Source organism: Bradyrhizobium sp. F1.4.3, from assembly GCF_040548375.1.
GTDB lineage: Bacteria > Pseudomonadota > Alphaproteobacteria > Rhizobiales > Xanthobacteraceae > Bradyrhizobium.
The window spans coordinates 366,502-389,800 of record NZ_JBEPRN010000002.1; the positions used below are offsets into that span (position 1 = coordinate 366,502).

A 23,299-nucleotide genomic window follows, 5' to 3' on the forward strand; every position below is an offset into this window, starting at 1 on the left:
TTCGAAATCACCCGCCCGATCGAGGCGGGCTCTGCGAAAACATCGGAGGAAATCCCATGGTGCATGTCTCTCGACGAAGTCTGATCAAGGCCATTGCGCTTGCGCCGCTCGCCACGCCGGCCATCGTCGGCCGCGCGCATGCGGCCGATCCCATCCGCATCGGCATTTCGGGCCCGATGACAGGCCAGTTCGCCCAGAACGGGCAATGGATGAGGAACGGCGTCGCGATCGCGGTGAAGCAGGTCAACGACAAGGGCGGCATCAAGGGCCGCATGATCGAGCTGCGGATCGCCGACGACCTCGGCCCGAACCCGACCGCGGCGGCCAATGCCGTCACCAAGCTTGCGACGCAGGACGAGGTGGTAGCGCTGGTCGGGCCGCATTATACGCCGGGCATTCTCCCGAACGTGCCGTTGCTGGCGAAATACAAGATCCCGGCCCTGACCGGCGCGACCGGTCCGGTCGTCACCCAGCAGGGCAGCCCCTGGGTGTTTCGCGTGCGCCTCAACGACGCGATCGGCGCCGACCTCCTGGTCAAATACGTCACCGAAGATCTGCAATGGAAGAAGATCGGGCTCGGCTACGTCAACACCGCGTTCGGCCAGTCCGGCATTGCTGTGGTCAAGGCGTCGCTCGCCAAGCGCAATGTCGAGCCCGCGCTGGTGCAGGCTCATACCGATGCGACCAAGGATTTCACCTCGCAGATTCTCGCCTTCCAGCAGGCCGGCGTCGACGGCGTCATCGTCTGGACCGACGATCAGCCGGCCGGGCTGATCGCCAAGCAGAGCAAGACGCTCGGCGTCAAATTCGGCATCGCCGGCAACACCGCGTTCTCGCAGCCGATCTTCCTCGGCCTCGCAGGCGAAGGTGCTGACGGCTGCATGGCGATCGGCGAATTCGTCAAGGACAATCCCGACGAGCGCGTGCAGAGCTGGAAAAAGCTCTATGCGGCCGCCTATCCCGGCGACGAGCCGGAGCTCTACGCCACCGTCTATCACGACGCAGCAAAGCTGATCATCGCGGCGATGGAACGCTCCGAGACCATCTCGGGCGAAGCGATCCAGCAGGCGCTCACCGGAATCCGCGATTTCCAGGGCATCGTCACCCGCTACGGCTGGACCGACAACGGCGACATGACCCATTCCGGCATCATCACCAAGGTTGCCGGCGGCAAGCCGGAGATCGTCAAGGTCATCACCAGCTGACGCAAGCATCGGGCCGCCGGACATCCGGCGGCCGTCGCCCGCGATGGGATCATGCGATGTTGCAGACTTTCATTCAAATCGTGCTGGTGGGATTGGCGGTCGGCGCGGCCTATGCGCTGGTGGCGCTCGGCTACACGCTGATCTGGAACGCGGTCTCCCTGGTCAATTTCGCGCAAGGAGATCTCGTGATGCTCGGCGCCTTCGTGTCGGTTGGCTGGCTCGCCAACCGTCTCGGCATGCCGCTGTGGCTCAATCTCGTGACCATGCTGGTGATCCTCGGCCTGTTCGGCGCCGGGCTGGCCTGGGGCATCTATCACCCCTTGCGCAACGCGCCGCAATTGTCGGCGATCGTGGCGACGCTCGGCCTCTCCATGGCGTTGCAGAACATCGCCGTGATCGTCTGGGGGCCGCAGCCGCTCAATTTTGCGGGTCCCCTGGGTACGACCTCGGTGCACCTGTTCGGCTCGACGATCTACGCACAGTATCTCGTCATCCTGGCGGCGCTCGCGGCGATGATGGCGATCCAGCATGTGCTGTTCCAGCACACGGCGCTCGGACGCGCCATGCGCGCCACCGCGCAGGACGCCGAAGCCGCGCGCCTGATGGGCATCCCCACCGCGCGCATCATCGCTTTCATCTTCGCCTATGCCACGATGCTCGCGGCGCTGGCAGGCTGGCTGATTGCGCCGCTCTCCTATGTATCGGCCGACATGGGCGTCAATCTCTCGCTCCGCGCCTTCGCGGCGACCATTCTCGGCGGCTTCGGCTCGATCCCCGGCGCGCTCGTCGGCGGTCTCGCCTTCGGCGTGATCGAGTCGGCCGGGTCCTTCTACATTTCCTCGGAATATATCGACGTCATCGCGTTTGGCGTGCTGATCGCGGTGCTGATGTTCCGCCCGCAGGGTATCTTTGGCGAACTCGAACTGGAGCGTCCCTGATGGCTGCCGAGTCAAACTCCTTGACGATGCGCACGCTCGCCATCCTGGTGATCGCAGCCTCCATCCTCTGCGGCGTGCTGCTGCCGCGGTTCCTGTCACTGTACTATCTCCAGGTCGCCGACGTCACCCTGATCAACATCCTGCTGGTGCTCGGGCTCAACTTCATTCTCGGCTTCGGCGGCCAGATGTCGCTGGCGCAATGCGCGTTCTTCGGCATCGGCGCTTACGCCTTCACGCTGCTCCAGGCCGCCGGCATGCCCGTGCCAATTGCCGCGATCGGCGCGATCGCGCTCTCCGCCGCGGTCGGAATGGCGCTGGGCTGGCCGACCTTGCGCCTGAAGGGCCACTATCTCGCGCTGTGCACGCTCGCCTTCGCGCTGATCGTCGAGCGGCTGCTGGTGAACTGGGAAGGCCTCACCAACGGCGCCAACGGTATCACTGCGATCCCGGGCATCGGGCTTGCCGGCGAGAACGACAAGATGCTGTGGGTGCTGCTCGCGGTCGTCGCCTGCGCCTATCTGCTCCAGGTCTGGATCGCCAACGGCCCGCTCGGCCTGCGCATCCGTGCGCTCCGCGACGATCCGCTCGCGGCGCAAGCCGTCGGCGTCGACATCTCGCGGCTGAAGATCATGCTGTTCGTGATCTCGGCGGCCTATGGCGGGCTCGCCGGCATCTGCTACGTGCTGCTTCGCGGCTACATCAGCCCCGACGTCTTCTCCTGGCAGTCGACCTTCTCCTACCTTGCCATGGCCGTGGTTGGGGGCCTCGGCAGTCCGCTTGGCGCCGTGCTCGGTGCGATCCTCTACACCTTCGTGCCGGAGCTGCTGCGTTTCATGCAGGAATATTACTTCGCCGTGTTCGGCGTCATGGTGATCCTCGTCATCACCTTCTTCCCCGCGGGCCTCTCGGGGATGGTCCTTTCCACCTTCCGCAGCCTGCGCCGGCGCGAGAAATCCTTTGCACGATCGGATGTGACGCATCATGAACGCGCTGCTTGAACTGACTGACGTCACAAAACGCTTCGGTGGCCTGACCGCGCTCGAAGGCGTTTCGCTCTCGGTCGCGCAAGGAACGATCCATGCCGTGATCGGACCCAATGGTTCCGGCAAGACCACGCTGTTCAACATCATCAGCGGCATTTACACCCCGACCGAAGGCGAGGTCCGCTTCGCGGGTGCGGCGGTGACGTCAAAACCGCTGCATCAGCTGGCGGCGATGGGGCTTGCGCGCACGTTCCAGAACACCCGCCTGTTCGCCTCGATGTCCGTGCGCCAGAACGTGCTCGCCGCGCGCCACGGGCGGTCGCATCCGTGGCACTTCGACCAGGAGAATGCGCGCCGGGTCGAGGAGATCATCCAGTTCGTGGGCCTGGCTGACGTCGCCGACACCAATGCCGCGTCATTGCCGCAGGGGCAGCGGCGCCTGCTCGAAATCGCCAAGGCGCTGGCGCTGGAGCCGCGGCTCGTGCTGCTCGACGAGCCGCACGGCGGTCTCAATCACGCCGAGACCGCGCGCCTGATCGAGGTGATCCGCCAGATGCACGCGCGGGGAATGACGATCCTCCTGATCGAGCACGAGATGGAAGTGGTGATGACGCTCGCTGACCACATCACCGTGCTCAATTTCGGCAAGGTTTTGGCCGAGGGATCGCCAGCGGAGATCCAGCGCAATGAGGCCGTCATCGAAGCCTATCTCGGCCGCGCTGACCGCGAGGCGGAGCTTCACGTGCAGGTCGGCCACGCCGCCGAGGGCACCGGCGTGCCGCTGCTCGAAGTCGCCGATCTCAGCGTTCGCTACGGTGACATCGAGGCTGTGCGCAAACTCAGTCTCAAGGTCGGCACCGGTGAGTTCGTGGCACTGCTCGGCAACAACGGGGCCGGCAAGTCCTCGACGCTGAAGGCGATCGCGCGTCTCGCGCGGGCGTCTGGATCGGTGCGTTTCGCCGGCCATGAACTGACGCGGGAGCCGACCGAGCGTCTGGTCGGCATGGGCCTGGCGCTCGTGCCCGAACGCCGTCGTCTGTTCGGCGGCTTGACCGTGATCGAAAATCTCAAGATCGGCGCCTATGGCCGGCGGCATTCCGAATTGGCTCGGCTCATCGAGGAAATGCTCGAGCTGTTTCCCAACCTCAAGCGACTATCGGCCTCGCTCGCCTTCTCGCTCTCCGGCGGCGAGCAGCAGATGCTGGCGATCGCGCGTGCCTTGATGAGTCGGCCGCGCCTGTTGCTGCTCGACGAGCCGTCGCTGGGACTGGCGCCGCTGCTGGTCGAGCAGGTCTTCAGCAAGCTCGTCGAGGTCAACCGCCAAGGGACAGCGATCCTGCTGGTGGAGCAGAACGCGCGCATGGCGCTGTCGGTTGCGCATCGCGGCTATGTGCTGAGCTCGGGCCGCATCGTTGCGGAGGGCAGCGCAGCCGAAGTCGCGCGCGATCCCCGCCTGATGGGCGCCTATCTCGGCCACGGCGAGGCCGCCGAATAAGCGGGTCGAATTCAGTGCTCACGATCGCAAGCGACGTCGCGGGCAGGCACGGCACGGCTGTGCCGATTGTAGTCGCGGGAGTTGCACAATGAAGAAACTGATGAATTCGCCCGATGCCTTCGTCGATGAGATGCTCGCGGGCCTCGTCGCTGCCCATCCGTCGCTGGTGCAGGAGGGACGCGTCATCCGCCGTGCCGGCGGTGTGAAGAAGGGCAAGGTCGGCATCGTCTCCGGCGGCGGCTCCGGCCATTTGCCGCTGTTCACCGGCTATGTCGGCGACGGCCTGCTCGACACCTGCGCCATCGGCGACGTGTTTGCCGGACCTTCCGTCGATTCTTGCATCCAGGCGATCCGCGCCGCCGATGGCGGCTCTGGCGTGCTGCGGCTCTACGGCAATTACGGCGGCGACCGCATGAATTTCGACCTTGCCGGCGAAATGGTTGAGATGGACGGTATCGAGACCACGACCGTGCTCGGCACCGACGACATCGCCTCGGCCGCGCCGGAGGATAGCGTCAAGCGTCGCGGCGTCGCGGGCATCATCTATGCCTACAAGATCGCAGGCGCGAAGGCCGACACCGGCGCGAGTCTCGCGGATGTGACAGCCACGGCGCGGGCGGCGGTCGATGCCTGCCGCACGATCGGGGTTGCGCTCTCGCCCTGCCAGATTCCCGGCGCGGCGAAGCCGACCTTCGAATTGGGAGCCGACGAGATCGAGATGGGCATGGGCATCCATGGCGAGCCCGGCATCTGGCGCGACCGGCTGCGGCCGGCGGACGAGATCGCCGACGAGATGGTGCGGCGTCTGCTTGCGGACCCGGTGGCGCACAAGTCGGAGCGCGTGTCCGTGCTGGTCAACAGTCTTGGTGCGACCCCGCTGGAGGAGTTGTTCATCGTCTATCGCCGTGTTGCGGCGCTTCTGAAGAAGGAAGGTTTGACCATCATGCGCCCGCTGGTCGGGCATTACGTGACCTCGATGGAGATGGCGGGGCTCTCGATCAGCATGATCCACCTCGACGCCGAGCGCGAAGAGCTCCTGGCCGCACCCTGCGCCTGCCCGTTCTGGAGGGCGTGACGTGGCAATCGCCGCAAATACGCTGCGCTACGCCGCGGCCCGCGCAAAGCTGGCGGCAGCGCTGGCGCAGGACGACCTCAATGCCGCCGACGGAAAGATCGGCGACGGCGACACCGGCGTCATGCTGCGCCGCCTGTTCGAGGCCGTTGCCGCCGCCATTCCCGATCAGGAGCCTGATATCGGCAACGTCTTTCAGGCCTGCGCGAAGGCCTGTGCCAGCGGCACCGGGTCCAGTCTGGGAACACTGGTGACGGTCGCGATGATGACGCTCGCCAAGGCGACCAAGGGACGCAGCGAGATCGGCTGGGACGAGTTGGCTGGGCTGCTGGCCTCGGTCCGCGATCAGATGATGGCGCGCGGCGGCGCCAAGCTTGGCGACAAGACCGTCGTCGACATGATCGACGCGGTCGCCGTTGCACTCGCTCAGGCGAGGACGCGCGAAGAGGCCTCCGAAGCCGCACGCGGAGCCGCGCGCGCAACGCTCGAAACGTTCCGCGACCGGCCGAACAAGCTCGGCCGCGCCCGCATGTTCGGCGAGCGCACCATCGGGCTCGACGATCCCGGCATGCTCGCCTTTTCACGGCTGCTGATCGCCGTCGCGGCTTGAAAGGCAGGTCGCCGTCGTGCAGATGGAGGTCAGGGAGACAAAGGAGGCCGACATGAACGCCCATGCCCTGCCGCGCCCGGCGCCCGGGATCATCGCCGATGTCAAAACCCGGCTCGCCGAGCGCTTCGGCGCGCGGGTCACAGCGGTGCAAGCGGTGCTCGACCAGCACAGCCATGGCGAAGGCCTGCCGGCCGTCGGCGTGCCCGACCTCGTGGTCTTTCCCGAGACCAATGAAGAAGTCGCGTTCATCCTCGCCCTCTGCAACGAACGTCGCGTCCCGGTGACGCCGTTTGGCGCGGGGTCCTCGCTCGAGGGCCAGCTCGCCGCGCTCGCCGGCGGCGTGTCTTTGGACATGAGCCGCTTCGACAAAATCCTCGACGTCTCGCCCGACTCCCTCGACTGCCGTGTCCAGGCCGGCGTCACGCGCGAAGCCCTGAACGCGGAGATCCGCGACACCGGCCTGTTCTTTCCGGTCGATCCCGGCGCCAACGCCTCGATCGGCGGCATGGCCTCGACGCGCGCCTCCGGCACCAATGCGGTGCGCTACGGCACCATGCGCGAGAACATTCTCGGCCTCACTGTCGTCACGCCCGACGGCCGTATCGTGCGCACCGGCAGCCGGGCGCGAAAATCCTCCGCCGGTCTCGATCTCACTCATCTCTATGTCGGCAGCGAGGGCACGCTCGGCGTCATCACCGAAATCCAGCTCAAGCTCTATGGCCTACCGGAGACGATCGTCGCCGCCGTCTGCCAGTTTACCTCGCTCGAGGGCGCGATCGCCGCCGTCGTCGCGGCGCTTCAGTCCAACCTGAAGATGGCGCGGATCGAGCTGCTCGACGAGGTGCAGATGCGCGCCGCGATCCGCTATTCGAAGCTCGACTATGTCGAGACGCCGACGCTGTTCCTCGAATTCCACGGCACGCCGGCCGGCGTGCGGGAGGAGGTCGAGATGATGCAGGCGATCACCGCGGATCACGGCGGCGGCGAATTCCAGTTCGCGGAGCGTCCCGAGGACCGCAATCGCCTCTGGAAGGCGCGCCACAATTCCTATCAGGCGGTGATGGCGCTCAGCCCCGGCAAGAACAACATGGGCACCGACGCCTGCGTGCCGATCTCGGCCTTGCCCGCCTGCCTCTTGGAGACCAAGGCTGATATCGTTGCCTCCGGGCTGACCGCACCCATCGTCGGCCATGTCGGCGACGGCAATTTCCATCTCGGCATTCTGTTCGATCCCAAGGACTCTGACGAGACCGCGCGGGCCGAGGCACTCGCCTTCCGCACCGCGCGGCGGGCAATCAGCATGGGTGGCACCTGCTCGGGCGAGCACGGTGTCGGGGTCCACAAGATCGTGCACATGGAGACCGAGCACGGTGAGGGCGTCGCGCTGATGAAGGCGATCAAGCGGGCGCTCGATCCGAACGGTATCATGAATCCCGGCAAGCTCTATCCGTAAGCCGGGCGCCGTCCGAAGAACCAGATTGCCACATGTGAGCCTTCGGGCCGGGCCTTCGTTTCACGTTTGGCCGCGGATGGAGAAACGCTGTCCGCCGTGGGCTGCAAATTTGAATTTTCATTTCATTGATTTCGTCGGCCGGGCGGGGGAAGACCGTCCTGGCACCGGGGATCGAGATTGCAGTGGTCGACCGTCACACGCCGAAGATGAAAGAGTTCGTTCTGGCTAATCTCAAGGCGCGAAGCCGCCGCGTTGGTAGGCAGACTGCCTGCCGTCCTCCGGCGGTGGGGTCCCGGCGAATTGGCAGCCTTGCGCATTGCCCGCTTGTCTCAGGCGGCGCCAACCGACATCATCAGGGCCGTGGCAATCCTCGCCCGACAGGGGTCGTATGAAACGGTTCGCAAACCTGAAGAGACTCGGATTCTTCACGCGGCTGCTCGACGAGGCGCCGCCGGCGGAGCGATATCGCTTCGCGGCCGAGCAGATCGTGCGCGCCGAGAAGGCCGGTCTCGACTCCGCGTGGATCGCGCAGCATCATTTTCATGAGCGCGAGGGCGGACTGCCTTCGCCCTTCACCTTCCTCGGCTACGTCGCAGCCCAAACCTCGCGTATTCGCCTCGGCACCGGCATCGTCACGCTGCCGCTGGAGAGCGCGGTGCGGGTGGCCGAGGACGCCGCGGTGCTCGACCTCCTCTGCGATGGCCGCTTCGAGCTCGGCGTCGGCACCGGCGGCAACCCGTCGGCCTTTGCCGCCTTCGGCCTCGACAGCGCCCAGCGCAACGAGATTTTCGCGCGCAATCTGGAGGTGGTCCGGACGGCGCTCGCCGGAAAGCCGCTCACCGGCGGCGACACGCTCTATCCGCAGCGGCCGCAATTGGACGGCCGGATCTGGCAGGCTACGTTCTCAGTGACCGGGGGCGCCCGCGCCGGCAAGGCCGGCGACGGCCTGCTGCTGTCGCGCACCCAGCCGCGAACCAAGGACGCGCCGAAGACCACGCTCGCCGAGATTCAGAACCCGGTCATCGACGCCTATCTGGAAGCGCTGCCGCCGGGATGCGAGCCCCGCATCATGGCGTCGCGCAGCGTCTTCGTTGCCGACGACCGCCGCGAGGCGATGCGCCTTGCCGACATTGGGCTACGTCGCGCACTCCCACAGTTCATGAAGGGCGGTCACGCCGCGCCGGGCGAGACGCTGGAGGAAATGATCAAGGCGTTCGACACCCATGTCGGCGCGGCCGACGATGTCATCGCCTCGCTGCGCGCCGACGCTACGCTGGAGCGGGTGACTGATCTGGTCTTCCAGGCGCATTCGGTCGACCCCCCGCATCCCTATATCCTGCGCTCGATCGAATTGGTCGCGGACAAGGTCGCGCCGGCGCTGGGCTGGACCCGGACGGCGCCCGATGTGGCCCTGGCGGGCTAGTCGGGATTTCACGGAATTGGATGAGGCTGAATGATGAGTACGGAAACGAGAGACATCATCGATACTCTCGCCGGAATCGAGCCGGGATCGACACTGGACGGCATCCGAGCGAAACGCGTGCAGGCGCGCGACAATGCGCAGAAGAGCTATCTCTCACTGTTCGAACCGATTGACGCCAGCGCCTTCTCGCTTCCGGAGCGCGCGGCGGTTGCGCTCTTCGTCACCGGCCTTCATGGCGAATCCCCGGTGTCCACCTTCTATCGGGCGAAGCTTGCAGCGGGCGCGGATGGCGCGCGCCTGGTCGAGGCGATCGACGCCGAAATCGCGCGGGGCGAGACCTCGGGTCCGTATGGCTCCTTTCCGGCCGGCCCGCTGTCGGTCGAGAACACGGCCGGATTGATTTATCGCGTGAGTGCGGATCGCAAGTCCGCGCTCGGCGCCCGGATCGTCGCGGCTCTCGAACATGCGCATCTGCTGGTTTTCCGCCCGCGCGATGCGGCGTCGGCCGATATGAAGGCGCTGCTTGCCGCCGGCTGGTCGGACACTGGCATCGTCACTTTATCCCAGCTCGTCGCATTCCTGTCGTTCCAGGTACGGGTCGTAAGCGGTTTGCGCACGCTCAGTGCGGCAAGCGCGTAGGAGGCAGCATCATGAGCACAGTCAATCCGCCCGTCGTCTTCACCCAGGATGAGCTAGGCTGGGTGTCATGGATCGACCCGCTGCCCGAGGCCGAGCTGACCGAGCGGCATTTCGCAGGGCTGGTCGACCGGTCTCGCGCCAAGTCGGAATATTTCCGCCTGCTGGTGCGCGATCCCGAGGTGCTGGAAGCCCGCACCAAGACCGACAAGGACATCTTCTATAACGTTGCCGACGGCCTGCCGCGCGCCGAACGCGAGCTCGCGGCCGCTGCGACCTCGCGCTACAATGGCTGCATCTATTGCGCGTCGGTGCATGCGCGCTTTGCCAGCACCTATTCCAGGCGCCGCGACGACGTGCAGCGGTTGCTCGACGAAGGCGTCAAGGCCGATCTCGGCGAGCGCTGGAATGCCATCGTCAAGGCGTCGGTCGCGCTGGCCTCGACGCCGATCGCGTTCGGGCCGGACAATATCGCGGAGCTGCGCCGCGCTGGTCTTGACGATGCCGAGATCGTCGATGTCATCAATGGCGCGTCGTTCTTCAACTGGGCGAACCGGCTGATGCTGTCGCTCGGTGAGCCCTCGAAATAGGCATCTTCACTGGCATAGAAATTGCCATTTGTTTGTAACGTCTGACTGGATGGAGCCGTACATGAGCAACATCGATCGCCGAACCCTGGTCAAGGGCTCGCTTGCCGCCGTGATGGCGGGAACGGCCCTGTCGCGTGCCGCCTTCGCTGATACGTCCGAGCCGATCCTGCTCGGCGTCAGCGGCCCCCTGACCGGGCCGAATGCGCAATATGGCACGCAGTGGAAGCAGGGCTTCGATCTCGCACTGGACGAGATCCTTGCAACCGGCGGCGTCAACGGCCGCAAGCTCGCCTACAGTTTTGAGGACAGTCAGAGCGACCCGCGCCAGTCGGTGGCGATCGCCCAGAAATTCGTGTCCGATCCCAGGATCGTCATGGAGCTCGGCGACTTCTCCAGCCCGGCGTCGATGGCGGCGTCTCCGATCTATCAGCGAGCGGGGCTGGTGCAGTTCGGCTTCACCAACTCCCATCCCGATTTCACCAAGGGCGGCGACTTCATGTGGAGCACCTCGGTGAGCCAGGCCGACGAGCAGCCGCTGCTGGCGGCCTACGCCGTGAAGAAGCTTGGCCTGAAGAAGCTAGCAGTGCTTCATCTCAACACCGATTGGGGCCGTACCAGCCGCGACTATTTCGTCAACGCTGCGAAGGAGTATGGCGCGGAGATCGCCGTCACCGAAGGCTACATCGCCGAAGAGCGCGATTTCCGCTCCACGCTGGTCCGTGTCCGCGACGCCAATCCTGACGGGCTGATCCTGATCTCCTACTATTCGGACGGCGCGCTGATCGCGCGGCAGGCGCGCCAGGTCGGGCTGAAGCAGACGATCTGCGCCGCGAGCTCGGTCTACTCGCCGAAATTCCTGGAGCTTGGCGGCGAGGCGGTCGAGGACGTCCATGTCGGCACGCGCTACTTCCCGGAAGACCCGCGGCCCGAGGTGCAGAAATTCATCGCCGGCTTCAAGAAGAAGTACAACGGGCTGGAGCCTGACGCCTTTAACGCCTATGCCTATGACGCGATGAACATGGCGGCCGCCGTCGTCAAGATCGGCGGCACCGACCGGCGCGCCATCCGCGATGCCTTCACCAAGGTGCGCGATGTCTCGAGCGTCATCTTTGGGACGGCGACGTTCGACGTCGAGAGCCGCCGCGTCAAGGGCGCCATGAATGCCGAGCTCGTCGTGCGCAAGGGCCAGTTCGCGCTCTGGGACGGCAAGCCGACTTGACATGATGGCCGGAGCGGGCGCTCCGGCCCCTTTCCTTTTTACGCGGGGGCTATCGGTTGTCTTCCTGGCTCGACTACACGATCAACGGGCTGATCGTCGGTAATGTGTACGCCCTCGTTGCGGTCGGGCTCGCGCTGATCTTCGGCGTCAGTCGGCTGATCAACTTTGCGCAAGGGTCGATCTACCTCGTCGGGGCCTATATCGGCTGGGTCGCGGTGGTGCAGCTGCATACGCCGCTTCCGCTTACGATCATTTTCGTCGCGGTGGTGGCCGCGCTGGTCGGGCTGATCATCGAGCGGTTCGGACTGCGACCGCTCCAGAACTCGGTGCGGATCGCGCCGCTGCTGGCCACGATCGGCATCAGCTTCGTGCTCGATCAACTGGTGATGCTGACCTTCTCGCCCAATCCGCGCGCGCTGCCGAGCCAGTTGCCGGACGTCCGCTTCCAGGTCGGTGGCGGCACCATCGGACCGCTTGACCTGCTGATCGCTGGCGTCGGCATCACCAGCGCGCTGCTGCTGTTCCTGTTCCTGCGCTACAGCAAGCTCGGCTGGGCCGTGCGCGCCACCGCACAGGACCGGGACGCGGCGATGCAGATGGGCGTCGACGTCAATCGCGTCAATCAGGCGGTGTTCGGAATCGCCGCCGCGCTCGGCGGCGTCTCCGGCCTGCTGGTCGGCATGTACTACAACCAGATCGACACCGCGATGAGCCTTCAGGCGACGCTCAAGGGCGTCGTTGCCGAAGTGGTCGGTGGCGCTGGCAATGTGCCCGGTGCGGTCATCGGCAGCCTGCTGCTGGGACTCGTTGAAAGCTACGGCGTTGCCGTGTTCGGCACCAGCTACCGCAATCTGTTCGCGTTCCTGCTGTTGGTCGTCGTGCTCGTGCTGCGGCCGAACGGCCTGTTCGCGAGCGCACGGCAGGCGCCGCCCGAGCCGCTCACCGGCACTTTTATTGCACCGAGCCGTCCGGTGCGCATTCCGCGCTGGGCGTTGCTTGTCGCGGTCGGCGGCTTCGCGATCCTGCCGCTGTTGCCGGTGTCCTTCTATGTGCTTCAGACCCTGATCAACGCCTGGCTGCTTGGTATGCTTGCACTGAGCCTCACTCTGGTCGCCGGCACGATCGGCCAGGTTTCGCTCGGACATGCCGCGCTGCTCGCGATCGGTGCCTACACCTCCGCGCTGCTGTCGCTGACCTTTTCCGTTCCCGTCGGCCTCGCCATCATCGCCGGAGGCCTGATGAGCGCGGCGCTTGGTACGGCCCTGATCTCGCCGTCCTTCCGCCTGCGCGGGCATTACGTGTCGATCGCGACGCTCGCCATCGGCGAGATCGTGTCGCTGGTGATCCTGAACTGGGAAAGCGTCACGCGGGGCCCGATCGGTATCTCCGGCATCCCGCCGCTGTCGCTGTTCGGCTTCGACCTGATCAGCGCATCGTCGGTCTACTGGTTCGGCTTTGCCGTGATGGTCGTGTTGGCGCTGCTCCAGGCGCGATTGCTCGGCTCACATCTCGGCCGCAGCTTTCGCGCCATACGCGACGACGACATCGCCGCGCGCGCCTATGGCCTCAGCCTGAACCGCTACAAGTCACTGGCCTTCATCTTCGGCGGGTTCGCCGCCGGCGTCAGCGGCGGCATCGCCGCGCATCTCTATTCCTACATCAACCACGAAACCTTCAACACGCAGCAATCCATTCTGGCGCTGACCGTCGTGATCCTCGGCGGTCTCGGCAATGTCGTCGGTGCAATCGTCGGATCGGTGGCGCTGGTCGGTCTGCCGGAAGTGTTCCGGGTCGCGGCAGAGTATCGCATCTTGATCTACGGCATCGTGCTCTTGCTGCTGGTGCGGTTCAGGCCGCAAGGCCTGCTGGGGACGATCTGATGACGGAGGCGCACGCCGCACCGCTGTTGTCCCTGCGCGGGCTGACGCGCCGCTTCGGCGGCCTGACCGCCGTCGACGGCATCGATCTCGACCTCGCCAAGGGCGCTCTCATCAGCATCATCGGCCCGAACGGCGCCGGCAAGACGACGCTGTTCAATCTCGTGACCGGGCTCGACAGGCCCGATGCGGGCGAGGTCCGCTTCGAAGGCCAGGATATCACCGGCCTGTCGCCGGAACGGCTGGCGGCCCGGGGCATCGCGCGCACGTTCCAGCTGGGCCGCGTCTTCGGCAATCTCAGCGTGATGGACAACGTCCTGATCGGCGCGCATACGCGGCTGCGCGCGGTGAAGCCGGCGGTGCCGATTATCGGCCCGCTGCTGGAATTGGGACTGGCGCTGCTGCGTCCCGCCAGCGTCAAGGCCGAGGAAGAGCGGTTGCGCGAGGAAGTGAAAGTCATCCTCGCGCGCTTCGGCGAGCGGCTGCTGCCGCGGATCGACCAGCCGGCCTACAGCCTGTCCTATGCCAACCGCCGCCGCGTCGAGATCGCGCGTGCGCTGGCGCTGAAGCCGCGCCTGCTGCTGCTCGACGAGCCGACCGCCGGCATGAACCCGAGCGAGACTGCGGAGATGCAGGGCCTCGTCGCCGAGCTGAAGGCGGAGGGCCTGACCATCCTGTTGATCGAGCACAAGCTCGAAATGGTGATGCGCCTCTCCGATCGCGTCATCGTCATGGACGAGGGCAAGAAGATCGCGGAAGGCGCCGGTGAAGCGGTGCGCAACGATCCCAAGGTGATCGAGGCCTATCTCGGCCACGGCCTGTCGGGGACGGCTGAGCAGGAGAGCGCGGCATGACGACCTCATCTCCCGATCCGCTGCTCGTGCTGTCGAACGTCAACACCTTCTACGGCCAGGCCCAGGTGCATTTCGACCTGTCGATCACGGTTGCGCGCGGCCACATCGTTTGCCTGCTCGGCGGCAATGCCAGCGGCAAGTCGACGACCATGAAGATCATCCTTGGTCTGGTGAAGCCACGCTCGGGCGAGGTCGCCTTTGACGGCGCCTCACTCATCGGGCTCACCACGCCGCAGATCGTTCGCCGCGGCATCGCCTCGGTGCCGGAGGCGCGAAGACTGTTCGCGGACATGAGCGTTCGCGAAAACATCCTGATGGGTGCTTTCGTCCGCAACGACCGCGATGCAGTGGCGCAGGACCTCGACAAGATGCTCACGCTGTTCCCAAAACTCGGGCAGCGGCTGTCGCAGCGTGCCGGCTCGTTGTCCGGTGGCGAGCAGCAGATGGTCGCGATGGCGCGCGCGCTGATGAGCCGGCCGCGGATGATCGTGATGGACGAGCCGACCATGGGCCTGTCGCCGCTCTATGTCGACCGCGTGCTGGAACTGATCAGGACCATCAACCAGGAAGGCGTGTCGGTGTTCATGGTCGAGCAGAATGCCAGCCTCGCGCTCGAGATCGCGCACGAGGCCTATGTGCTCCAGACCGGCAAGATCGTGCTATCCGGCTCGGCCCGGACGCTGAAGGACGATCCCCGCGTTCGCGACGCCTATCTCGGTGGTTCTGAAGCCGCCTAGCTGGGCGCGCTGTTTCCACATCGTCATGGCCGGGCTTGACCCGGCCATCCACGCCTCAAACTGCGGCACGAAGAACGTCATGCCCGGGACAAGCCCGGGCATGACGACCTCCTCCGGGACTAGCCAGTGTGATCATTCTATGAAAAGATCATACCGATGACCCGATGGGGCGTGCAGTGGACGGAATGAATGTCGTGACGAAGTGGTCTTTGCGCGCGGTTGAACCGGGAACGGTGCTGCTGTTCGGCGGGCTCATCGCCGCCAACGTGGCCGCATGGGCCTGGGCCTTCGCACTGTTCGCCAACCGGCCCGCGGTGATGGCGACCGCGCTGTTGGCCTGGGTGTTCGGCCTGCGCCACGCCGTCGATGCCGACCACATCGCCGCGATCGACAACGTCGTGCGCAAGCTGATGCAGGCGGGCAGTGCACCGAAAAGCGTTGGCCTCTACTTCGCGCTCGGTCATTCCACGGTCGTCGTGGTCGCGACCATGCTGCTCGCGCTGGGCGTGGTGAGCCTTGGCGGCGACAGCCTGCTCAGGGATATCGGCGCCCTGATCGGCACGTCGGTGTCGGCGCTGTTCCTGCTCGTGATCGCTGTCATCAATCTCGCCATCTTCACCGGCCTGTGGCGGACGTTTCGTCTCGCGCGGGAGCAGGGCGTTCACGATGCAGCCCAGCTCGATGCGCTGCTCGCCAGCCGTGGCCTCCTGGCACACCTGCTCGGCCCGATGTTCCGCATGGTGACAAAACCCTGGCACATGTTTCCGCTCGGTCTTCTGTTCGGGCTCGGCTTCGACACCGCAACCGAGATCGGACTGCTCGGAATCTCCGCCACCGAGGCCGCGCATGGCGCCGCGCTCGCCGATGTTCTGGTCTTCCCCGCTCTGTTCGCCGCCGGCATGGCGCTGGTCGACACCGCCGACTCGGCGTTGATGGTTAGCGCCTATCGCTGGGCGTTCGTCGATCCCTTAAGAAAGCTCTGGTACAACCTCACCATGACCGGTGCCTCCGTCGCGGTCGCGCTGTTCATCGGCGGCATCGAGGCGCTCAGCCTGATCGGCGATCGGCTCGGCCTGTCCGGCGGTGTGTGGGCGCTGGTCGATGGCCTCAACGGGTCGCTTGCGAATGTCGGCTTCGCCGTGATCGCGCTGTTCGCGACCGCATCGCTCGTCTCGGTCGTGCTCTACCGCCGCATGTTTGCGGATGGCCGCGGTGCCGCGTCCAAAGTGCTGGAATGCGCCGATGCGACTGAGGCGGCGTGAACTCGGCCGGCGCTACGGCACGCTGACGGCACTCACGGCCTTCGTTTTCCTCGCGGATGGCGGTGACGCATTCGCGCAGGACAATGGTGCCACGCACGAGTTACCGCCGATCCAGATCACCGGGGGCGAGACGCCGCGTCGCAATAAGCCACCCGCACCACGGCGGGTGAGCAGACCGGCGGCGGTTAGCAGCCCTGTCGTGGCTCAGCCCGCGCCAGCCCCAGCAGCGGACGCCGTCAGCGTTGCCTCCGGCGCAAAAGGCCCGCCAAGCATGGCGAGCGAGCTCACCGTCTCCGGCGAAGCGCTCAATGCGCGTCCCATCGCGCGGCCTGGCGAGGTTCTCGAAGCCGTGCCGGGCCTGATCGTGACCCAGCATTCCGGCGAGGGCAAAGCCAACCAGTATTTTTTGCGTGGCTATAATCTCGATCATGGCACCGATCTTGCGATCACTGTCGACGACGTCCCGGTCAACATGCGCACCCACGCGCACGGCCAGGGTTATGCCGATCTCAACTGGCTGATCCCGGAAACCATCAGTGCAATGGACGTACGCAAGGGACCATACTTCGCCGACGAAGGCGATTTCGCGTCAGTCGGCAGCATCCATATCGGCCTGATCGATCGCACCGAAAAGGGGCTCGCGCAGGTGACCGCCGGAAGTTTCGGCTATCGCCGCCTGCTCGGCATGGACTCAGCGAAAGTCGGCGACGGGGCGCTGCTCGTCGCCGGCGAGATCGGCACCTATAATGGTCCCTGGGATAATCCGGACAATGTGCGCAAGCTCAACGGGCTCGTGCGCTACAGCCAGGGCACCGCGACCGACGGCGTCTCCGTCACCGGCATGGCCTATACGAATAAATGGAATTCGACCGACCAGGTGCCGCAGCGCGCCATCACGACCGGCCTGCTCGACCGCTTCGGCTCGGAGGATCCAAGCGACGACGGCAACACCAATCGCTTCGCGCTCTCGGGCCGGGTCGCGCAGAGCGACGATCTCGGTGCCTGGAAGGCCAACGCCTATGTCGTGAAGAGCCAGCTCGATCTCTTCAACAACTTTACCTACTACCTCGGCGATCCCGTGCTCGGCGACCAGTTCCACCAGCACGACGACCGCCTGATGGCCGGCGCCAACATCTCGCGTACGCTGAACGGCTCGTTCGCTGGGCTGCCGATGCAGACCACCGTCGGCCTGCAATCGCGCTACGACACGATCGATCTGGCGCTGAGCAACACGTTCCAGCGCAGCTTCCTCTCCAGCGTCCGCAGCGACAAGGTCGGCGAGGGCAGCGTCGGCGTTTATGCCGAAAACACCGTGCGCTGGACCGACTGGCTCGGGACCACGATCGGCTGGCGCGGCGATTATTATGCCGCCGACGTCACTTCACTGTTCAACGCGAGCAATTCCGGTCACGTTGATGCGTCGCTCGGCAGCCCGAAATTCAGGATGGTGCTCGGTCCCTTCAACCAGACCGAGTTTTTCCTCGGCGCTGGCTACGGCATGCACTCGAACGACGCGCGCGGCGCCACCACGACGGAAGACCCGAGCGATCCCATGACAAAGCTGTCGCCGTCTCCGCTGCTGGTGCGTACGCGTGGCGCCGAGGTCGGCATCCGCAGCAGGATCATTCCCGGCCTCGACACCTCGTTCAGCGTCTTCATCCTCGACCAGGATTCCGAGATCCTGTTCTCCGGCGACGCCGGCGATACCGAGGCGACCCGCGCCAGTCGTCGTTATGGTTTCGAGTGGACCAACCACTACCGGCCCAGATCCTGGATCGACATCGACGCCGATCTCGCGATGACACATGCGCGCTTTCGCGGTTACGACAGCGACCAGGCGGAGGTCTACGCCTCGCTGGCCGGATATCCCGCGGCGCAGATCGGCAATGCGCCCGGCAATTACATTCCGAACGCGCCGCCGATGGTGGCTTCCGCCGGCGTCACGCTTGGCGGGAAGACCGGCTGGTTCGGTGGCCTGCGCTGGCGCTATCTCGCCTCCAGCCCGCTGACGGAAGACAATGCGTTCCGCTCATCCGCGACCAGCGTCTTCAACGGACGCCTTGGCTACCGCACCGACAATGGCTGGCGCATCCAGCTCGACGTGCTCAATCTCTTCAATACCAGGGCGAACCAGATCACTTATGCCTACGGCTCGCTGCTCAAGACCGATACGCTCTACAATCTCTGCACATCGGGTACCGCACCATCAGCGGTCTGCCAGAACGGCCTGATGGATTACGTGCTGCACCCGCTCGAGCTGCTGACGTTCCGCGTGACGATGGCCGGGACGTTCTAAAGCAACCTCAAGCCGACGCCGCGCTCGGAGCCGGCTCCACGGGCAGGTCATCGGCATTGGGATCGCCCGGCGCCGTCGCCCAGGCCAGTTCGACCAGCGTCACAAATCTGCGGCCGGCGCCGTCGAGCTGGCAGACGATGAGACCCTGCTCCTCCATGTAGCCGAGCAGGCGCTGCGCCCGGCGCAGCGAATGCGAGCCATAGGCGCGGGCGATCGCGGCATCGCCGGGGCAGGGCCAGCCTTCCTTGGCCGCGCGCGCGACCATCATGAACACGCCCTGCATGTCGTCGGGCAGGATCGAGGCGCGCAGTGACACCTCCTGCCAGGCGTCGTCTTCGGCGAGCTCTGCGCCGAGCCCGGCCCGCGCGTGCGTCAACATGCGGCGGAAGTCGTTGAGGTCAGGCACGGCCGCGCCGAGGCCCTCGATGCGGCAGCGAACCAGGAACTCCTGATAGAGCACGCCGATGGCGCGGAAGCCGGCATCGGGTTCGGCGAGCACGGCGCGCAAGGTCCGGGCGACGCGCTCGCGCCGCTCCGCGAGCTCTTCGGCGCTGACCGGCAGCTCGATCGGCTCTGGGCGCGTTTCCGGCGCGGCCGCTTTCGCCGCCCTGAGCTGTTCGAGCAGATCCGGCGCCGGCCGGCGCTGTGCCCGGCTCGCCTCCGGCGGCGGCGCGGCGAGGATCACCGCGCGCGCATCTTCCAGCATCGCCTCCGGCAGCGGCATGAGCCGCGGCGTTGAATTACGCGGCTTTGTGTCCGTCGCGCCGATGTGCAGGCGCAGCGGGCGGCGCGACAGCGCGGGGCCCAGCGCCATGAACTGCCCGCGCTCGAGATCGCGAAACGTCTCAGCCTGCCGCCGCTCCATGCCGAGCAGATCGGCGGCGCGCGCCATGTCGATGTCGAGGAAGGTCCGGCCCATCAGGAAGTTTGAGGCTTCCGCCGCGACGTTCTTGGCGAGCTTTGCCAGCCGCTGGGTCGCGATGATACCCGCGAGCCCGCGCTTGCGGCCGCGGCACATCAGATTGGTCATCGCGCCGAGCGAAAGCTTGCGCGCCTCGTCCGAGACTTCGCCGGCAACGGCCGGCGCAAACAGCTGCGCTTCGTCCACCACCACCAGCATCGGATACCAATGGTCGCGCTCGACGTCGAACAGCCCGCCGAGGAAGGCCGCGGCGCGCCGCATCTGGTTCTCGGCGTCCAACCCTTCGAGATTGAGCACGGTTGAGACGCGATGCAGCCGCGCGCGCTCGCCGGCGACCTGAAGGCCGCGCTCGGTGTGGTCCTCGGCCTCGATCACGAGATGGCCGAAATGCTCGGCCAGCGTCACGAAATCGCCTTCGGGGTCGATGATGGCCTGCTGCACCCAGGGTGCGCTCTGTTCCAGCAGCCGCCGCAACAGATGCGACTTGCCAGAGCCCGAATTGCCCTGCACCAGAAGGCGGGTCGCCAGCAGTTCCTCGAGGTCCATGGCCGCCGCGGCGCCCGCAATGGTCTGCCCCATCTCGATCGCAACCGTCATGTCCCGACTCAGACCCCTTCATTCGCGGACAGGGACTTAACAACCCGGCCGGGGCGCGTCGAGCGGCATGCGGCGAATCACGCCGCGTTGCCCACGGCGGAGTTCAGGCGTGATTCGACAAGCGGAGAAGAGCGGGCCGATAGGGCGCGTAGGGATTGTCATCCGCGTCGTCGGGAATCGCGCAGGAGCCGAATTCCTGCCTGATCCGCTCGATCTCGGCGATGCGCTCGTGCAGCCGCTGCAAATGCTCCGGCGACTTCGCCTTCCAGAACCGGAACGTGTCGGCCGTGAGCGGCAGGAATGCCGTTCCAAACAGCGTCGGTTCGGGAACGATGGTTCGACCGAGCAGCAGGAATTTATTGGCGCCGGAGACGACGAGGGTTGCATAACCCCGGTTTCCGATCCGCCTGATGCCGTTCAGCGACCATTCGGCGAGCTTGCTGAAATACGATTCCTCGCGCCAGCGGTCGGGGCAATGGTCGTCGACGGTGACGTTGACCGCGTCCTGGCTGAAATGCACGATGATGCCCGATTTCGCGGGAAACCAGTCGTCGTCGAGATGGCCTTGCAGCCAGGCGCAGACGAAGGACCGGCACATCTGGGGACGGCGGTCGTAGATGGTGCACCCCGTACCCGTCTGCCAATGCCTGCACAGCTGGTTCACCGGCTTGTCGACGGCGGCCACTTCGAGAATATCGCAGCAGGCGTTGCACGATCCGCATTGCCGGGTCAGCGGCGCTGCCTTCGGCAGACCGGTCGGCCTAAACCCCTGGCCATCGCGAACCAGGAGCTTCTGCTTCTCCAGCGCGATCAACGCACGTTCGATTTTGAGGCGGGATAGTCCGGTGGCGTCGATCACGCCCTTCATCGTCGTCGCGCCTGCCTCTACCGCGCGGACGACGCTCAACATTGCCTGGTCCATTTCCTACTGGTCTTGTTCTTCTCTTATTGTTTTTGTCGGGCTGTCGGACGCCAGCCTTGGAACCCATTGCCGAAAATCGATATCCAAACCGTGACGCGGCCGAAGGAAATATTCGGCAACGCATGTTGCGCGCGTGCATTTGGCAGACAAGACAACGAGCCCGACGCGCGCGCATGCAGCGTTTGCAGAAATGAAGGATCAGGTATGAAGGGGCGAGAGCCTGTTCGCATCGCCGCAAGCAGGAGGCTCGCGCGCTTTGGCTCAATTCGCGCGAAAATGGGCACATTAGCGCCGTGCCGCGTCGAGATACGATGCCCAGCATGCATTGACGTCACGCAGTTGTGATACGCGCACACGCGCGTAGAGACGATGCGTCGACGACACGATCGCGTGATCGATGAGATGCGATCGCTCTTGTCAGCAGCAGGCGCGCTCGTTGATGCGCGTAGTGGCTATCGAAAATCGGTAGAGTTCACGTCGCGTCGGATTCAGGTCACACTAGCAACTGCGTGCGCCGACATGCTCGCGTGAGACTCGGTGATTGCACCGCGCGCGCAACATGCGCCTCCGCCATGCGACCAAAGTCGAGTACGCGACGTCGGGACTGAGATCGAGCAATGAGATCGCGGCGCGCGCTTTTACTGCGCGCCCGATCCGCCCTGCACGATCTTCTCGTTCAGCTTCTGGTCCACGGTCTCGACCGTGCGGTCGATCTCGGCATTGGGCGCGCCGATTTGATGCGAGATCAGCTTCACCAGGAGGTCGACGCGCTCGATGAAGGGCGCGCCGCCCGCCACTGCGCGCGCCGCCGATGACGGCTTGAGCAGGCTTTCCGCAGCCTTGGCGTATTTAGCGAAGGGCACCTGGTCCTGCGGATCGGCGCCGAGGCGGCGCGCGATGGCATCGACATGGTCGTAGATCGTCTGCGAGCGCGCGAGATCGCCATGCACGGCGTCGCGGATCGATTGCGGCTCATGCGGCGTGATGCAGCGGTAGTTGCCGGTCAGCAGCATCGACCATTTCGCCAGCGGCACGAACAGGGAAGAGAACACTTTCAGCTTCACCGGGACGTCGTGGCCATCGAGCGTCACCGCGTCGATGTCGGCTTCGAGCTCACGCAGCACCTTGTTGTGCTTGTCGTCGGCGAAGACCGATGCCTTGAAGTTCGTGGGCAGGCCGACATGAAGCACGTTCGCCGCCTCTTCCGGCGGACGGAAAGCCTGCGGATCGGGCGAGCACAGCGTCACCAGTCCCGGCTCGAACCGCTCCCACACCTGCGCGTTGGTGTAGGCCTCCTCGAGATCCATGTCCGTCAGCGCCGGGATCCGCTTCAGATAGGGCAACGGTGGCATGTTCATGATCGACAGGCACGGCAGCTTCGCTGCGGCGATCTTGACCATAAGGACGCGGACGGTGTGGTTGGTGTATTGCGGCTCCTGCATCGCAAGACCGACCAAATCGTAGCGGGAGACGTCGACGTCGGCGGGCGTTACCGCATCCAGCTTTCCGGGCAGGTCGCGCGAAAAGATCGCCCGATGCACCGCTTCGTCGCGCAGCTTGATGCGCACCTCGGTACCGTCGCGATTGATCAGTTCTGCGGTCTTGGCGCGGCAGACCAGGGTCACGTTGTGCCCCGCCATCAGGAGCTTCGTGCCCAGCAGGGAGCCGTAGGAAGCTCCGAGAATCAAAATGTTGCGCGCCATGCTCTCCCTTTCGCGAAGCCAATTTCCGGATTTCTTGTCTTTGCGCTCCCTGGCCGACGACGAGGTCGGCCCGACGCTGTAAATCTGACCCACTATCGCAACTGGGATACTGAATACAAGCCCGCCCGGTCGCGGAAGGTTTTCGCTTCGTTTCGCCTCGCGGAATGTTGGAGCGGCCGTGACCTGTAGAAGCCCGGATGGAGCGAAGCGTAATCCGGGGCTGCACTTTCGGCGCGGCACCTGTCCCGGATTGCGCTGCGCTCCATCCGGCTACGGGAGCCTGTCGGGCCTGTTTCGCTCGCCCGTCAACCCCTCCCCACAAAAATATTCCAGTTTACCGAAATTCGGAAATGGCGTATGTATCGTTCATCCCGGCTTGACCTTGAGGGGCGATCTTGTGTCGTCATTTTTCGCGAGCTGGGCTTGCGGTGGACGCGGCAGCGTCGGGCGCGAGAAGTGCGGGCAGGGCGGATTGCTCTCCGTGAGCCCGAGGCTTCGCGCTAGA

The 23,299-nt window shown here is 65.4% G+C and carries 19 protein-coding genes; 16 read left to right on the top strand and 3 right to left on the bottom strand.

Translation table 11 applies throughout. From position 1 onward, the window contains the following. Positions 1-56: 56 nt before the first annotated feature. The 16 genes from ABIB73_RS09170 (at position 57) to ABIB73_RS09245 (ending at position 18,650) form a co-directional block, all read left to right on the top strand. Positions 57-1,205, top strand: a complete 1,149-nt coding sequence (locus ABIB73_RS09170; RefSeq protein ID WP_354223217.1) for an ABC transporter substrate-binding protein — start codon at positions 57-59, stop codon at positions 1,203-1,205. A 56-nt stretch (positions 1,206-1,261) separates the two neighbouring features. Then, positions 1,262-2,143 carry a branched-chain amino acid ABC transporter permease gene (locus ABIB73_RS09175; RefSeq protein WP_354223219.1) on the top strand — a complete coding sequence of 294 codons (882 nt, stop codon included), beginning with the start codon at positions 1,262-1,264 and terminating at the stop codon, positions 2,141-2,143. Then, positions 2,143-3,141 carry a branched-chain amino acid ABC transporter permease gene (locus tag ABIB73_RS09180; RefSeq protein ID WP_354223221.1) on the top strand — a complete coding sequence of 333 codons (999 nt, stop codon included), beginning with the start codon at positions 2,143-2,145 and terminating at the stop codon, positions 3,139-3,141. The genes ABIB73_RS09175 and ABIB73_RS09180 overlap by 1 nt, the downstream gene beginning before the upstream one ends. Then, positions 3,125-4,621, top strand: a complete 1,497-nt coding sequence (locus tag ABIB73_RS09185) for an ATP-binding cassette domain-containing protein (protein ID WP_354223223.1) — start codon at positions 3,125-3,127, stop codon at positions 4,619-4,621. Before ABIB73_RS09180 ends, ABIB73_RS09185 begins: the two co-directional genes overlap by 17 nt. A gap of 88 nt (positions 4,622-4,709) precedes the next feature. Beyond that, positions 4,710-5,696, top strand: coding sequence for a dihydroxyacetone kinase subunit DhaK (locus tag ABIB73_RS09190; protein WP_354223225.1), 987 nt, complete (start codon positions 4,710-4,712; stop codon positions 5,694-5,696). 1 nt (position 5,697) lies between these two features. Further along, the gene (locus ABIB73_RS09195) at positions 5,698-6,303 is read left to right on the top strand and encodes a dihydroxyacetone kinase subunit L (RefSeq protein ID WP_354223226.1); all 606 of its coding nucleotides are present in this window, start codon (positions 5,698-5,700) and stop codon (positions 6,301-6,303) included. Between the two features lie 52 nt (positions 6,304-6,355). Then, positions 6,356-7,756, top strand: a complete 1,401-nt coding sequence (locus ABIB73_RS09200) for an FAD-binding oxidoreductase (protein ID WP_354223228.1) — start codon at positions 6,356-6,358, stop codon at positions 7,754-7,756. A gap of 388 nt (positions 7,757-8,144) precedes the next feature. Next, a complete protein-coding gene (locus ABIB73_RS09205; protein WP_354223230.1) occupies positions 8,145-9,179 on the top strand; it encodes a putative FMN-dependent luciferase-like monooxygenase in 1,035 nt (344 codons plus the stop codon). Positions 9,180-9,209: 30 nt separating this feature from the next. Further along, on the top strand, positions 9,210-9,818 hold the full coding sequence (locus tag ABIB73_RS09210) for a CMD domain protein (protein ID WP_354223232.1): 609 nt from the start codon (positions 9,210-9,212) through the stop codon (positions 9,816-9,818). A gap of 11 nt (positions 9,819-9,829) precedes the next feature. After that, entirely contained in the window at positions 9,830-10,405 is a 576-nt protein-coding gene (locus ABIB73_RS09215) for an alkylhydroperoxidase domain protein (protein ID WP_354223234.1), read from the top strand. A 61-nt stretch (positions 10,406-10,466) separates the two neighbouring features. After that, positions 10,467-11,624: an ABC transporter substrate-binding protein gene (locus ABIB73_RS09220; protein WP_354223236.1), complete on the top strand. Its 1,158-nt coding sequence runs from the start codon at positions 10,467-10,469 to the stop codon at positions 11,622-11,624. A gap of 56 nt (positions 11,625-11,680) precedes the next feature. Further along, positions 11,681-13,504: an ABC transporter permease gene (locus tag ABIB73_RS09225; RefSeq protein ID WP_354223238.1), complete on the top strand. Its 1,824-nt coding sequence runs from the start codon at positions 11,681-11,683 to the stop codon at positions 13,502-13,504. After that, positions 13,504-14,355: an ABC transporter ATP-binding protein gene (locus ABIB73_RS09230; RefSeq protein ID WP_354223240.1), complete on the top strand. Its 852-nt coding sequence runs from the start codon at positions 13,504-13,506 to the stop codon at positions 14,353-14,355. Before ABIB73_RS09225 ends, ABIB73_RS09230 begins: the two co-directional genes overlap by 1 nt. Beyond that, entirely contained in the window at positions 14,352-15,092 is a 741-nt protein-coding gene (locus tag ABIB73_RS09235) for an ABC transporter ATP-binding protein (RefSeq protein ID WP_354223242.1), read from the top strand. The genes ABIB73_RS09230 and ABIB73_RS09235 overlap by 4 nt, the downstream gene beginning before the upstream one ends. A 185-nt stretch (positions 15,093-15,277) precedes the next feature. After that, positions 15,278-16,354, top strand: a complete 1,077-nt coding sequence (locus tag ABIB73_RS09240) for a HoxN/HupN/NixA family nickel/cobalt transporter (protein WP_354224257.1) — start codon at positions 15,278-15,280, stop codon at positions 16,352-16,354. Beyond that, positions 16,335-18,650, top strand: a complete 2,316-nt coding sequence (locus tag ABIB73_RS09245; protein WP_354223243.1) for a TonB-dependent receptor — start codon at positions 16,335-16,337, stop codon at positions 18,648-18,650. The genes ABIB73_RS09240 and ABIB73_RS09245 overlap by 20 nt, the downstream gene beginning before the upstream one ends. A 7-nt stretch (positions 18,651-18,657) precedes the next feature. Here ABIB73_RS09245 and ABIB73_RS09250 read toward each other — a convergent pair whose 3' ends face one another. The 3 genes from ABIB73_RS09250 to ABIB73_RS09260 all read right to left on the bottom strand — a co-directional run bounded on the left by ABIB73_RS09250 (position 18,658) and on the right by ABIB73_RS09260 (position 22,794). Further along, on the bottom strand, positions 18,658-20,169 hold the full coding sequence (locus tag ABIB73_RS09250; protein WP_354223245.1) for a helicase HerA domain-containing protein: 1,512 nt from the start codon (positions 20,167-20,169) through the stop codon (positions 18,658-18,660). Between the two features lie 103 nt (positions 20,170-20,272). Continuing rightward, on the bottom strand, positions 20,273-21,091 hold the full coding sequence (locus ABIB73_RS09255; protein WP_354223247.1) for a YkgJ family cysteine cluster protein: 819 nt from the start codon (positions 21,089-21,091) through the stop codon (positions 20,273-20,275). Positions 21,092-21,729: 638 nt separating this feature from the next. Further along, a complete protein-coding gene (locus tag ABIB73_RS09260; protein ID WP_354223249.1) occupies positions 21,730-22,794 on the bottom strand; it encodes a ketopantoate reductase family protein in 1,065 nt (354 codons plus the stop codon). Positions 22,795-23,299 lie beyond the last annotated feature (505 nt).